The following is a 12,983-nucleotide window of genomic DNA, read 5'->3' as shown; positions in this document are numbered from 1 at the left end:
CTCACAGAAGTTTGGTGATTTGAGATAACTTCACCAATAGTACAGCCTAAAAAATTAAATGTAAAAAGAGCAAGCCAACAGGTTTTTCCCCCATTGACTCACCCTCATTGCATAAAATATATAAAAATAAATCTCACCTATGCCTGACATTCTGCAATAAATACTCTGCCTCTTCAAACGGTAATCTAGTTGTTCCGATTTCCTCTCCTAATCTACCAAAAGATTCATGATGGAAATCCGATCCCCCTGTTAGAAAGACTCGTTTCCCAAGTTGTTGTTCTGCTTTTTTCGCAAGAGCATAGAATCTTTCTATTGCTTCTTCATCATGATCACGATGATACACTTCCACACCATCTAGCCCATCTTCTAATAACCATTGATAGATATCCTCATCTAACGTATATAGAATTGGATGAGCTACAATGGCGATACCACCTGCGGAATGAACTAAATCAATCGCTTCTTTCGGCGTCATTTCTTTTTCTTTTTCCACATAAAGAGGTTTATCTGGAGTTAAATATTTATCAAACGCTTCCTTCACTGTTTCAACAATACCGTGATCCACTAGAACTTTCGCCATATGTGGCCTAGACAGTGTATCTCCTTTCGCAACCTTCTTGACTTCCTCGAAGGAAATGTTGAACCCCAATTCTTGGCACTTTTTCACCATTAATTCCATTCGATTCACACGCATTTTACGATGAAATGCAATCGTGTTTAGGAGGGTTTCACTCGTAATATCGATACCGTATCCTAGAATGTCTACATGTTGCCCTTTCCATCGAGTAGATAGCTCAATCCCAGTAATAAACTGTATGTTATTTTCTTCTGCTATTTGTTTAGCAGTAGGTACACCTGATACTGTATCGTGATCAGTTAATGATACGATTCGCAACTTCGCATCTACACATTTTTGCAGTAATTCTGTAGGACTGTATCCACCATCTGATGCCGTAGAGTGCATATGTAAATCTGCTAATTGTTGTTCTCCTATATTGTTCAAGGCTTATTTCCACCACCCGTCGTACAATGTTACTGGAAGTTGACGCTTATGTTCCGTAATGATGTAGTGACGTTCTATTTTTGCTTTCGCCTCTTCTCCCACTTCTTTTCCTTCTAAGTAATCATCGATTTGGTTATATGTAACTCCTAATGCTTCTTCGTCTGGTAATGCCGGTCGATTATCTTCTAAATCTGCAGTTGGTGCTTTTTTATATAAGAACTCTGGAGCATTGAACTCTATTAATAGCTCTTTCCCTTGTCGTTTATTTAACCCAAACAAAGGGGTAATATCGCAGGCCCCATCGCCGAATTTCGTATAAAAACCAGTAACAGCTTCTGCAGCATGATCCGTTCCCACTACTAAACATCGATAATGTGCTGCTACATCATACTGTGCCTTCATCCGTTCTCTTGCCTTCGTATTCCCTTTTACAAAGTCAGATAACGCTTCCCCTGTAGCTTTTTTAAATTGTTCAAACGAAGCATCCACTGCCGATTTAATATTTACCGTTAAGCGGTGATAAGGTTGAATAAACTCAACCGCTTGCTGTGCTTCCTCTTCATCCCCTTGAACACCATAAGGTAATCTCATGGCATAAAAAGTATAACGATCAGTGTTTTCTTCTTCATTTAGCTCTTCCATCGCTATTTGTACAAGCTTCCCTGCTAAAGCAGAGTCTTGTCCACCTGAAATCCCTAAGACATATCCATTTAAACCAGATTTTTTCAAATAATTCTTTAGAAGCTCCACCCGTTCACAAATTTCCTGCTTAGGATCGATCGTAGACTTCACCTCAAGAGCAGCGATAATTTCTTTTTGCAAATCACTCATTTCATTACATCCTTTCCTTTTGTCAGAAGCTTTTCTAACTGTTCATACTGATTTTCTTTTTTTAGTATATCGCGCTGTCTATCACCTAATAAATCAAAATGGGGAAAGTCTTTACGGTCATGAATCCATTCAGGCTTTAAGTTATACTTTTGTCCCCATTGTATGAGAGTATCTTTATTTGCGCAAGCTGCCTTTGTCACTGTTCGGTATTGAGGAAACCGTTCGTCGAACCAAAAGTGTGTAATAAAAGCAACTTCTCCTTCATTCGCACGTTTCTTCCATTTTTCTATGTCACTCTTTTTTAAACCGAAGGCCATATAACAATACTCCTTTCTCCTCTATTATAACAACTTTATGTATGAACATTTCAATAGAAAACAATGAAGATGTTATAAAATCTACCATGATTTTTTTATGAAGGCTACCCTGAAAATACGCGTATCAGACTAATATGGAATACTAACTTTGTTGGTTAATATTCCATTCGCTCCAGTCCACTCCTTTCCTGTGGGGAGTTGCCGAGCCTCCTCGAACGCAAGCGTTCTGCTGTGTCTCGCCTCTACTCTACTTCCCACTGGAGTTCGTGGACTTACGCTCATTCCATATACAGTTGTTGTTACTAAAACATCTAATAACGTATTTTCATCCTCCATGGTGAAAATATTTACTTGTCTGGATATTAGATAAACTTGGCTTATCGCCAAGTCCTTAATGGCAAAAGCCTTAGTTTACCTTATACTTTTATCCTTTAGTGAAGTTAAACTTTAAAGTATAAAAAAACAAGACCTCTCCATGGAAGTCCTGTTCTTATCACCTTATACTCTACCGTTTTCACGATCTTGTTTTTCATCCACAATTTCCGCTTTAAATGACTCAATACTCTCTTGTCGACGATGATTTTTTTCTTGAATATCTTGTTTATCTTCAGCAGACAGATCATGATTGTGCATTGTTTCTTCTGCTGCTTCCATATTTTCTTTCGTATTCTCCACCATTTTCTGTAATCGTTCTACATTATTTTTTCTGTTATCTGGTTTTGCCATAGAAATGCCCCCTTTATAAAATTATTACCATGTTAGTTTCTTCAAGGGCACAGTCCTTTATTCACATTATTTTACAGCTGAAGTCTTTATATTTTTTTCATATGCTTCGTGCCACTCCGGAAAATGCTTCTTTAATGAAATGGGACGAAAGGATTCTTTTTTAACTAAAACATGCCCACTTGTTCCTGAAAAGCATTTAACACCAGCTTCGTTCACAATCTCATAACCATACGTAATGCGAATTCCATTATAGTCCTCAATCCAGGTTTGAATGGTTACAGTCTCTCCGTATTTCGCTGGGAAATGATAATTCATATTTACACTCGTAACTGGAGACAATACCCCTAATTTTTCCACATCCGCATATTTATAACCCATATCCTCTATTAGCTTCGTTCTGCCAATCTCACACCATACTAGATAGTTTCCATGATACACAACACCCATTTGATCTGTTTCTGCGTAACGCACTGTAATGTTTTCTGTAGAAATTAACATTCACCTAGTCTCCCCTTTTGTGCAAAATAAGAAAATCTTTGTCCTCTAATTTTATTAACGCTTCACCGTAATCCATTTTTTCATTCATAATGCGATATGCTTGTCGTTGAATGGCATCCTCCACCATATCCTTCATGGATCTCCCATTCCCTTTTGGTGGGTTTTCACGGGTAATCTCTAACAACGAACTTTTCGTATTTTCATCTACAAAATACCCATGTTTTTTAATATAAAACTCTAGTATTTCTATTAATTCCGTCGGTTCATAAGAAGGGAACTCAATTACCTTTTTAAATCGAGATATCAAACCTGGATTACTGTTCATTAACGGCTCCATGGAGGAAGGATACCCAGCTAAGATAACTACTAAGTTCTCCTCATGCTTCGTCATTTCCTCTACGAGAGTATCAATAGCTTCCTTCCCGAAATCTTCATTCCCTCTCGAAAGTAACGAATACGCCTCATCAATGAACAACACACCACCCAGTGCTTCCTTGATTTTTTTCTTTGTTTTTATCGCAGTTTGCCCTACATACCCCGCTACTAAATCACTTCTTCCTGCAATGACGAGGTGCCCTCGCTTTAACAGGCCTAACTCATTTAGAATTTTACTATAAAGAGATGCCACCGTAGTTTTCCCCGTACCTGGAGGACCTGTAAAAATCGCGTGTAACTGTATAGGAACAGCAGGCAAACCACTTTTTGCACGCTTTTGCTGTACTTTCACAAAGGAAGCAAGAATATTGACCTGCTCCTTTACATTGCTTAGACCAATTAACTCGTTCAGACGTTCTTCTGCCGAGTTATGCGTTTGTTCAGACTTCTTTTTGTGGGAAAAATCATGGTCGTCCAATATAACAAAGTTTTCCCTTGAATATTGCTTTGTTTTCCCAATAACGGAGCCTTTCCGGAAAATAGCATCTGAAATAATGTTGATCACAGTTCTCGCATTACCAAAACTTTCATCCACACGTTCTTCTTCAATTCGATTCCGTAACGCCTGCAAACCTTCCTCAGTTATGGAAAAATCATTATCTAGTGCAACTTGTTCCCCAATCTCGATAAGCTCATCTAACGTATAATCAGGTAAATGAATATGATTACTCTCCGGAAACCGACTTCGTAAACCAGGATTACTCCAAAGAAACGACCTCATTTCCTCCGGGTATCCAGCCAAAATAACAGAAAATTTCCCAGCATACTCTCCGCTTGTCATCGCAGAAACGATGGTATCAATGGCGGTTTGTCCATAATCCGTACCTGATGAGTTTTCCCGTTTTAAGCTATAAGCTTCGTCTATAAACAATACTCCGCCAACAGCTTCTTTTATGACATTCATTGTTTTCTCTTCCGTTTGCCCTACATAAGAGCCTACTAGATGAGATCGATCTACTTCGAGAATGGATTCTTTTGGTAAAACACCTAGATCGTAATAGATTTTTGCTAGAAGTCGAGCAATCTCTGTTTTCCCAGTACCAGGATTTCCCGTTAAAATCATATTTAATGATTGTTCATTTTGGAGCTGAAATCCATGTTTTTCTCGTTCCTTTTCGTACACTAGGTAATAATAATAATTGTGCACTTTCTCTTTTACTTCGTTTAACCCAACAAGGGAGTGTAGCTTTTTTAAACCGCTTGCTTCCTCCTCTTTTCTTAAATTTTCTTGCCACTCTTCCCATCGCATCGATAAGACGCGGATTTCTTCTATGGACTGATGAAGTATTTCAAGCTTTTCTTTTGAGGAATAAATACCAGAAATAGTAGCTTCATATCGTGCAGCATGTTCCATCGTCTCTTCGATTTTAGATATGATAGACAATAATAATGATTTCCCATCTTTTGCCTTTCTTAATGTATCACGGTCCTCTTGTGCTCCGTGCTCATACCGAGAAATATGCTTTATTAGTGTCTTTGTTATTTGTAATCCTTCTTGTAACATACTCTGGATTTGCTGGATCGTTTTTTTCTTTCCTTGACTATGATCCGTTTCTCTAATCTTCGGAAAGACGGCTGAAAAAATCACTTCACTAAGGTAATAAGAAGATAAATACACAATTCCCTTCTTTACATATGGATCATCTTTACACAATGACAGTGCTTCCTCCAGTCGCTCTTCTACTTTTCCATCACCCTCTTGATACCGATTAAACCTTGCTACAGCGGCCATCATTAGTAACTGACCTTTCATAATATGTTCTTCTTTCCCTAATTCTTTTTGTTGTTCCAACTTTGTTAATTCGCGAACAATCTCTTGTTCCCGTAATTTATGAAAAGGAAGCTCTGTCCATGCCTGAACGCGATCATAAAGCTCCCCAAAGGTTGTTTGTTGTCTCATGTTCACTAACCCCACTTTCTTCTCTATTGTAGCAAAGGAAACGAAAACAAAAAACCAACTAGTCTTTTTCAACTAGTTGGCTATAGACGCAATGTTTTCAAATAATACGTTATTTCCTGCAAATATGCTTGCTTCTTTTCAATCCGCTGGTCACTTCGTTTGCTTAAGGCAAGAAATAGTAATTCTAATTCTTCTTTTAGCCCGTCTACACGAAACCCTTTCTCCATGTAACCTCTTATACGCTCATAATAGGTTACTAATTCAGCTTCACTAAGCTTGTCATACTCTATCTTTCTCATAGAATCCCCCCATGACATGATAAAGGATGGAACTTTCTTTATCATATTCTTGGGTGAAAATATGGTGAGTACTATAATGAACTTGCTTTTTTAATCTTAGATGCTGATTTTCGTTGCTTCGACCATGTACCAACCGTAACACCCGTTAATACAAAAACTGCTCCAATGATATGAACAGGTAAAAGAGGTTCTCCTAAAAGAAGAATTGCCATAATGACAGCGGATAAAGGCATCAGATTTATAAAGATGGAAGCCTTCGCTGCCCCAATGGTACGAATTCCTTGATAATACATAATAAAACTTACAACAGATACGATGATACTCATATGAAGAATAGAGCCCCATGAAAGAAGGCTAGCTTGTGTGAATTGTGACCACTCTGCTTCGAAAAGAGCAAATGGAAATAACATGATGGTACCAAATACGATGGCATACGTGGTACTTTCAATGGAACTGAAACGTTGTAGGGCGACCTTCCCTAACACACTATATAGAGCCCAACAAATTACTGCTATAAATAAAACGATATCAATCCTTTGAAACCCCGCCTCTATAATTGTTCGAAATTGCCCCTCTGTTATAATAATGACAGCACCGGCAAGGGCAAGGGTTAATCCTACGATATTTCGCCTCGTAATTTTCTCTTTTAAGAAAATAGCAGATAATACAATAATTAATACTGGATTAGATGCGATAAATAAGGAACTTTTTACGATAGGAGCTTCCTTTGTAGCAATAAAAAAGCAAATATTATACAATGCAATGCCTGTAAATCCTAATGAAGCTAACAATAACCACTCTTTCCCCTTTGGGAGTTTGAGGTTCTTTTGTTTTATCAACATTAATGGTACAAGGATAATTGCCGCAAAGAAAAAACGCAGAAAAGCTACAGTGATTGGATCAAAATCACGTGTTGCAAAATTACCAGCAATAAAAGCACTGCCCCAGCTACTAGTTGCTAAAGCCAACATAACGTAAATAATCCAAGGCCTTTTATTCAACATACTCTACACCCGCTTCTATGAAAAAAAGTGAAAAATCCGTTCTTCTATCTTTTGTTTCGATATACGAAATATACATCATTTCCGATCTTATATCTAGTGTTTTTTTATAATTTCCTGACGAACCAAAAATAGCACCATCATGGCGCTATTTTTGTATGTCATTCATTTTTTTATAACTATCATTACATTGATTCACGTATTACATGATTTTGATCAAAATTTTCTAATATCAAACTGATCCGCAAGAAGTTGCCAATTTTGCGGGAATGGTAATCCTAACTTCCAATAACTGATTCCCCGCAGACCTAACTCTTTCATTAAATCAAATTTAGCCTGTATACTTCTTGCATCCTCAAACCACACCACATGCTCAGCACCTTCATCATCCACATATTCAAAAAATGGTGCTTGAGCTTCCTCATCATACTGAATAGGAACATTTCGTGAATAAGCTAGTTGAATTGCTTTGTTCGGACTTAATGCAGCAGCATATGGCCCACCTGGTACATATGGTAATGTCCAATCGTACCCATATAAGTTTTGACCCATCATAATTTTTTCTGCAGGCATCTCCGATAACGCATATTCAATTACCTCTCGAACTGGCCCAATAGGAGATACTGCCATTGGTGGTCCTCCACTGTATCCCCATTCATATGTCATTAATACCACAAAGTCTACAATTTCCCCGTGAGTTCGATAGTCATGTGCCTCATACCATTGTCCTGGTTGATCTGCTCGAGTTTTTGGAGCTAGCGCAGTAGAGATCAACAAGCCCTCCGCATGCAAACGTTCTGCTGCCTTTCGTAAAAAGTTGTTATAAGCCTCTCTATCCTCTACACGTAAATACTCAAAATCAAAGTGAACATCTCGATATCCTACTCTTTTCGCTTCCGTTACCACATTATTAATTAAGTTATTCTGTGATTCTTCACTCGTCAACACCGCAGCTCCCACTTCTTCACTAAAGGCCCCTGCTTCTAAGTTAGTAACAACCATCATTAAGCCAGCATTGGTATTTGCTGCAATTTCTGAAAAATTGTCTAACGGGGGAGCATTGAGAGTTCCGTCTCGATTCATCTCATAACTAAATGGTGCTAAATAGGTGAGGAAAGGAGCACGATTTCTCGCCGACGTAATTAATGCTTCCGATACCTCCCCTCCCATTGGCTCGACATAGGCATTCACTTCAGCTGGAGTTTTCGGGCGAGGTGGAATATAAAGTCTAAGTCCTACTTGTAACGGTGTATCCAAAGGGATTTGGTTTATTTCGGAAAGCTGTTGTGCTGGAATGCCGAAACGTTGCCCAATTGTAAACAGACTATCACCAGAACGTACCCAATAAAACGAGCCTTGAATTGGTATAACAAGACTCTGACCAACTACTAGATTGTTAGGATCCGGAATTTCATTTGCCCGTATTAATTCATCAATAGAGACAGAGTACGCCTGCGATATTCCATAAATATTTTGACCTGACTGGACGATATGAATTTGCATAAGATCACTCCCTTTACACTTCCATCAATTAAGTTTACGCAAACATGGGAATGTCCAATGCTAAAATATTGTTGAGTGTTTGGAAAAAATTATGTATCATTTGTGGAAAATTTATTCTAATAAGTGAGAACTTGTTCCTTTCTACATGTACCATTCTATTGTAAGATAGATGTTGTATGACAAAAAAGGAGATAATTCGATGATACGAAAATCCATTGTATTAGTTACAGGCATAGTTATTATAGCGTTATTGTTTTTATTCCATGAACCCTTACTTCAATGGATACAAAACAATGAACAAGATTACGTTATCCTTACTACTATCATAGCAACATTCATGTCCCTTTTCCCTGTAATCCCTTACCCTATCGTTGGTGGAGTTATTGGAGCAGCATATGGCCCTATATTAGGTGCCTTTGTTATTTGGTGTGGATCAACGCTTGCGTCCATCATCTTTTTCTCGATGGTTCGTTATGGGGGATTTGATACTTTTGGGCAAAAAATACTGTTGAAATACAGCTCTACGAAAAAAATTACCCTTTTATTTGAAAAAAATGCCTTTATGAGTATTACCATCTTGCGTATGATTCCAGTCATTCCCTCAATCCTTATCAATGCATATGCAGCATTAAGTAGAGTATCGTTTCTTTCCTACTCTATCGCATCAGGATTAGGAAAAATACCAGCAATGACTTTGTTCGCACTTGTTGGACATACCATTGTAACGGACCCTACGGAAATCATTTATATGATTATTATTTATGGAATTTTCATCTCCATAACATATGCCGGTTATCGCTTATGGACAAAACGGATAGATTCAGCGATATCTTCATAATAAAAACAAAACATTGCTCAACTTTGGAGTCGTTAAGTTCATAAGAGAAACCCCCTCAACTTAACGATTTCAGCTTGATCGTTTAGTTCACGAGAGACATCTTCCCTCAACTAAACGATCTCTGCTTGATCGTTTAGTTCATAAGAAAAATCTTCTCTCAACTTAACGAACACTTTATACGTCTTCAGCTTTTCATAGATTTTTCCTCATTAGTAATCGAACGAACTAATAGAATACCTGTCAAAATATACAGAATATGGTTTACGTAGGGCTGTTGTAATAACCCCGAAAGAAAATTTGATTGAATATTAAATCCAAAATGAAGGTAGGATAGTGGATATGGAAATATGATGGTGAAAAGTAACATTAATAGCGAAGGTACTACTAACCAATTCAATTTAAGACCACCATTTAATAGAAATATAATCCTCTTCGACTCTATTAACATACCAAACAATATCATTAATATAGGCAATATTAAATAATGAAAATGGTTTACTGATGCAAAATCAATCCTCGGTTGTATAATTTGATTTTGTGAATACTCCATTAGATATAGTAGAATAAATCCAATTGAAACTACAATTACATAAAATAAGATTTTTTTATTCATCCCCCCCTCTCCTTTCATAAATTAAGTTCTATTGATTATAAAATAAAAACCATTCCCCAGTGACCGCGAAAATGCAAATATTTATTTATTTCTCTCATCTAATTTCGATTTAATTTCTTTTAGTAATTCAATTTGCTTATTTTGTCTTTTTATTACCTTTTCAGATACTCTTACTACTATGATTAAAAGTAAAACAAAAAATACAATTAATACTATTTCCACTAAAAATCACTTCTCCCTTACTAACGAAAATCTTTTAACAAATTGTTTTCTCGCTAAATATCGTAAACTAATTGCTATAAACTCAAAATGTTTCGTTTTTCATAATTGAAACTTTAAAACTCACTAGTTCGTACTTCACTTTAAATCCTACGGAACGATATAACTGGATTGCACCTTTATTCTCTTTTGATACACAAATTGTTATTTGTTCAATTTCTTGAAACGAAAAAAGATGATCTAATGCCGATGTTAAAAGCAAATAACCAATGCCTTGTTTTCTATACGCTTCCGACACTGCTATGTACTCAATATTTCCTTCTTTATGTTGAGGATTCGCTTCACTATATACATATCCTTTTATTTCGTCGTTACTTTCCGTAACTAAAAACAATCGATTGTGTCTATTTAGTCTACTTACAATTGTTTTTGCATCGTAATATGTATTCGGAAAAATCTGATTGTGTAAACGCGTAAACGAATTATGAAAACTTGTTTCGTAGTTAACAGGTTCTTTCCTGTTTTTATTCGTAAAATTTTCTTTATTGATGCTAAGCACCAGATCCTCTCCAGTATTTCTTCCACCGTGTTTTACGGCAAATTCTTCTACTAGATGGTTATCTTTATTTAGAAAAAAGGAAAATTCATCTATCTCTTTTGGGACTTTTAATAATATAGATCTCCACAGATCTTCTGCTATTTCAGGGAAATCTTCGTTTTCTTTCACAAATGGGCCCCATACATCCGCACAATTTCTCTCCGTATCAATATCTAACCCAAGAGCTCCAACAATGGAATTCTCCTTATAAGCCACCACAAAGGAATCCGAAATCTCTAAATCTGAAAAATCGTTTATAAGAGTTTCATATATTTCATCTCTGTCCTCCCCACAGAATCCAATATGAGAACTTCTTTTGTTGTTCATTTCTTCTAAAAAAAACGCAATATCTCTTATATTTGTAGGGCTCATTATATTCATTGTCATAAATCTAAACACCTCTCCTAAATTAACAATACAGTACCTAATGTTTATAAGCTCTCGCTCTGATCGTGCCCACCAAGAGTTTTTATAACGCTATCTTCTACTGTTCATCTTTTTTAGCTAATTTAATTCCAATCCATAGTAAAGCACCAATAATAAGTCCAAAGTTCAATTGTGTGACCGTATCCTGTCCTGCAACGTCACTTAATGTGAGTGTGATTACCATATAAACAACAGCAAATATAAGAGTGAACCCAAATGCATACAGCATTTTATATCCTCCTTTTTCATCCGAACTCAGTCTCTTTAAGTTTAACATCTTTTCCCAGTATGTGAGCATAAAAAAACGAGTTGCGCTGAGTACAACTCGATAATTCCAACTATGATATATGAATGTTTTTAATCTAACGGTTCATTTACATTACTTTCTTATTAACCTGAAGATACGATAGAGGATAACACCTATAAAACCACCAGTGGTATTCAATATAATATCATCAATATTTGCAACCCTGTATGTAAAAGCAAACTGATTTAATTCGATAAAGAAAGACAAAAACATAGCCATGATGGTAATAGGTATAATCCTAACTGGCTTATCGTCATATTTAAACCTTTCTATCACAAATGGAAAAAGAAATCCAAATGGAATAAACAATAAGATATTACCTATAATTATTCGAAAGATCATCGAAAAGTCATTACTATAAAGTGTAATATTCTTAATGGTCAATAAAGGTTGTATATTGTAGTTTCTTCCTCCTGGGCCAATAGGTCCTAATGATGCACCGTAATTCCAAGCAAAAAAGGTAATATAAATTAACACAATAAAGTAAATGATAAATAGCCAAGGTGCCATTGGAAAACTTGTCTTAAGTTTAGAACGTTTTTGATTTTTAGCCAAGCTGCAGACACCTCAAATCACTTTTAGAATGTACTTATTATTATCTTATGATTTACATAGTAATACAAGCACAAGCTATTTAATTTTTAACCTTTTTTATCTAAAACTGGGGAAAAAACTCCCTCTTCAAGCGTGAGAAGGGCATAGCCCAACGGTAAGTGGGAGATGAATTAACCGTAACCGTCTGACAAGAAACTTTGTAAAAAGATATTTTGGTGAGGTTTTTAGCACGAGTCCCTCTTAACGGAAATTAAAATAATGAGAACTGGTTAAGCACAAGATCTGATAAATAGACGGAGAAATTCCTCCTAATTTGAAAAGATCATTAAAACTAGCCTAAATAGAGGGAAAAATTCCGCTTAAAGATTCGAAAAACGTGAAAATAGGCAATTTATATGTCCATAAGTGGAAAGCCTCCCCTTATTTTTCACGAAACGGGCGCCATTATATAATTAACGGGAAATTCTCCCCTTATGTTACTTCTTGTGTTTACTTAATAAGGACAACATATCCTTAAGGTTGGGAGCCTATAACATAATTAACTTTATTGGCAGAATTAGAATTGATAAGAATTGTATTGAATAATGAAATAATTCTATTAAACTAAGAATAGATCAATCCTCGAATTCTTCTCTACATATTTTTCATGTTGGCTACTGTTACTTTTTCAAATTGAAAGCCGTATTTTACCACTTTTATCACTCTCATTAAACATTCATTAATTTTAAGTGCAAAGACGGTAAAAAAATACTTTATCAACTAGTTAAGAAAAAGATGTTGATTCCTGCATCTGGGATCAAGAAGATCCTCTCTTATCGGTTGGGGATCAGGTTAGGCGCCCAATCTGATAAATAGCCGGAAAAATTCCGGTTACTTAGTGAATAAAATTAAAAATAGCTTAAATAGAGGGAGAA

Annotated in this window: 15 protein-coding genes; 1 reads left to right on the top strand and 14 read right to left on the bottom strand. The window is 36.2% G+C overall.

Annotated features, from left to right (window positions below):
* Positions 1 to 133: 133 nt before the first annotated feature.
* From ACERII_RS20000 to ACERII_RS19955, 10 genes are all read right to left on the bottom strand, one after another.
* Positions 134 to 1,003, bottom strand: a complete 870-nt coding sequence (locus ACERII_RS20000; protein ID WP_373644669.1) for a PHP domain-containing protein — start codon at positions 1,001 to 1,003, stop codon at positions 134 to 136.
* Positions 1,004 to 1,006: 3 nt separating this feature from the next.
* Positions 1,007 to 1,834: an ammonia-dependent NAD(+) synthetase gene (nadE, locus tag ACERII_RS19995; protein WP_373644668.1), complete on the bottom strand. Its 828-nt coding sequence runs from the start codon at positions 1,832 to 1,834 to the stop codon at positions 1,007 to 1,009.
* Positions 1,831 to 2,151, bottom strand: coding sequence for a hypothetical protein (locus tag ACERII_RS19990; RefSeq protein WP_373644667.1), 321 nt, complete (start codon positions 2,149 to 2,151; stop codon positions 1,831 to 1,833). The genes nadE and ACERII_RS19990 overlap by 4 nt, the downstream gene beginning before the upstream one ends.
* Before the next feature lie 129 nt (positions 2,152 to 2,280).
* Positions 2,281 to 2,487 carry a hypothetical protein gene (locus ACERII_RS19985; RefSeq protein WP_373644666.1) on the bottom strand — a complete coding sequence of 69 codons (207 nt, stop codon included), beginning with the start codon at positions 2,485 to 2,487 and terminating at the stop codon, positions 2,281 to 2,283.
* Positions 2,488 to 2,649: 162 nt separating this feature from the next.
* Complete coding sequence (gene tlp, locus ACERII_RS19980) at positions 2,650 to 2,877, bottom strand: small acid-soluble spore protein Tlp (protein WP_373644664.1); 228 nt, start codon at positions 2,875 to 2,877, stop codon at positions 2,650 to 2,652.
* A 66-nt stretch (positions 2,878 to 2,943) separates the two neighbouring features.
* Positions 2,944 to 3,375 (bottom strand): acyl-CoA thioesterase, encoded by a 432-nt coding sequence (locus ACERII_RS19975; RefSeq protein WP_373644663.1) that lies wholly within the window; start codon positions 3,373 to 3,375, stop codon positions 2,944 to 2,946.
* Positions 3,376 to 3,379: 4 nt separating this feature from the next.
* Positions 3,380 to 5,710 (bottom strand): AAA family ATPase, encoded by a 2,331-nt coding sequence (locus tag ACERII_RS19970; RefSeq protein WP_373644662.1) that lies wholly within the window; start codon positions 5,708 to 5,710, stop codon positions 3,380 to 3,382.
* Positions 5,711 to 5,790: 80 nt separating this feature from the next.
* Positions 5,791 to 6,009, bottom strand: a complete 219-nt coding sequence (locus ACERII_RS19965; RefSeq protein WP_373644661.1) for a hypothetical protein — start codon at positions 6,007 to 6,009, stop codon at positions 5,791 to 5,793.
* Positions 6,010 to 6,080: 71 nt separating this feature from the next.
* Positions 6,081 to 7,013 (bottom strand): DMT family transporter, encoded by a 933-nt coding sequence (locus tag ACERII_RS19960; protein WP_373644660.1) that lies wholly within the window; start codon positions 7,011 to 7,013, stop codon positions 6,081 to 6,083.
* A 213-nt stretch (positions 7,014 to 7,226) separates the two neighbouring features.
* The gene (locus tag ACERII_RS19955; RefSeq protein WP_373644659.1) at positions 7,227 to 8,513 is read right to left on the bottom strand and encodes a glycosyl hydrolase family 18 protein; all 1,287 of its coding nucleotides are present in this window, start codon (positions 8,511 to 8,513) and stop codon (positions 7,227 to 7,229) included.
* 199 nt (positions 8,514 to 8,712) lie between these two features.
* Between ACERII_RS19955 and ACERII_RS19950 the strand changes: the two genes are divergently transcribed.
* On the top strand, positions 8,713 to 9,351 hold the full coding sequence (locus tag ACERII_RS19950) for a TVP38/TMEM64 family protein (RefSeq protein WP_373644658.1): 639 nt from the start codon (positions 8,713 to 8,715) through the stop codon (positions 9,349 to 9,351).
* Between the two features lie 184 nt (positions 9,352 to 9,535).
* Here the strand turns inward: ACERII_RS19950 and ACERII_RS19945 are convergent, their stop codons facing one another.
* The 4 genes from ACERII_RS19945 to ACERII_RS19930 form a co-directional block, all read right to left on the bottom strand.
* The gene (locus ACERII_RS19945) at positions 9,536 to 9,964 is read right to left on the bottom strand and encodes a hypothetical protein (RefSeq protein ID WP_373644657.1); all 429 of its coding nucleotides are present in this window, start codon (positions 9,962 to 9,964) and stop codon (positions 9,536 to 9,538) included.
* Positions 9,965 to 10,268: 304 nt separating this feature from the next.
* On the bottom strand, positions 10,269 to 11,168 hold the full coding sequence (locus ACERII_RS19940; RefSeq protein ID WP_373644656.1) for a GNAT family N-acetyltransferase: 900 nt from the start codon (positions 11,166 to 11,168) through the stop codon (positions 10,269 to 10,271).
* A gap of 97 nt (positions 11,169 to 11,265) precedes the next feature.
* Positions 11,266 to 11,436: a hypothetical protein gene (locus tag ACERII_RS19935; RefSeq protein WP_373644655.1), complete on the bottom strand. Its 171-nt coding sequence runs from the start codon at positions 11,434 to 11,436 to the stop codon at positions 11,266 to 11,268.
* A 150-nt stretch (positions 11,437 to 11,586) separates the two neighbouring features.
* Positions 11,587 to 12,069, bottom strand: coding sequence for a VanZ family protein (locus ACERII_RS19930; protein WP_373644654.1), 483 nt, complete (start codon positions 12,067 to 12,069; stop codon positions 11,587 to 11,589).
* Positions 12,070 to 12,983 lie beyond the last annotated feature (914 nt).

The organism is Evansella sp. AB-rgal1, assembly GCF_041820985.1.
Lineage (GTDB): Bacteria > Bacillota > Bacilli > Bacillales > Salisediminibacteriaceae > Evansella.
The sequence above is the reverse complement of the archived record's forward strand: the minus strand, read 5'-3'. Positions and strand labels throughout refer to the sequence as shown.

What these genes read in the sequence shown, in the direction of transcription:
- nadE (WP_373644668.1), bottom strand. Translation starts at nt 1,834, where the DNA reads ATGAGTGATTTGCAAAAAGAAATTATCGCTGCTCTTGAGGTGAAGTCT.
- ACERII_RS19990 (WP_373644667.1), bottom strand. Translation starts at nt 2,151, where the DNA reads ATGGCCTTCGGTTTAAAAAAGAGTGACATAGAAAAATGGAAGAAACGT.
- ACERII_RS19985 (WP_373644666.1), bottom strand. Translation starts at nt 2,487, where the DNA reads ATGGAGGATGAAAATACGTTATTAGATGTTTTAGTAACAACAACTGTA.
- tlp (WP_373644664.1), bottom strand. Translation starts at nt 2,877, where the DNA reads ATGGCAAAACCAGATAACAGAAAAAATAATGTAGAACGATTACAGAAA.
- ACERII_RS19975 (WP_373644663.1), bottom strand. Translation starts at nt 3,375, where the DNA reads ATGTTAATTTCTACAGAAAACATTACAGTGCGTTACGCAGAAACAGAT.
- ACERII_RS19970 (WP_373644662.1), bottom strand. Translation starts at nt 5,710, where the DNA reads ATGAGACAACAAACAACCTTTGGGGAGCTTTATGATCGCGTTCAGGCA.
- ACERII_RS19965 (WP_373644661.1), bottom strand. Translation starts at nt 6,009, where the DNA reads ATGAGAAAGATAGAGTATGACAAGCTTAGTGAAGCTGAATTAGTAACC.
- ACERII_RS19960 (WP_373644660.1), bottom strand. Translation starts at nt 7,013, where the DNA reads ATGTTGAATAAAAGGCCTTGGATTATTTACGTTATGTTGGCTTTAGCA.
- ACERII_RS19955 (WP_373644659.1), bottom strand. Translation starts at nt 8,513, where the DNA reads ATGCAAATTCATATCGTCCAGTCAGGTCAAAATATTTATGGAATATCG.
- ACERII_RS19950 (WP_373644658.1), top strand. Translation starts at nt 8,713, where the DNA reads ATGATACGAAAATCCATTGTATTAGTTACAGGCATAGTTATTATAGCG.
- ACERII_RS19945 (WP_373644657.1), bottom strand. Translation starts at nt 9,964, where the DNA reads ATGAATAAAAAAATCTTATTTTATGTAATTGTAGTTTCAATTGGATTT.
- ACERII_RS19940 (WP_373644656.1), bottom strand. Translation starts at nt 11,168, where the DNA reads ATGACAATGAATATAATGAGCCCTACAAATATAAGAGATATTGCGTTT.
- ACERII_RS19935 (WP_373644655.1), bottom strand. Translation starts at nt 11,436, where the DNA reads ATGCTGTATGCATTTGGGTTCACTCTTATATTTGCTGTTGTTTATATG.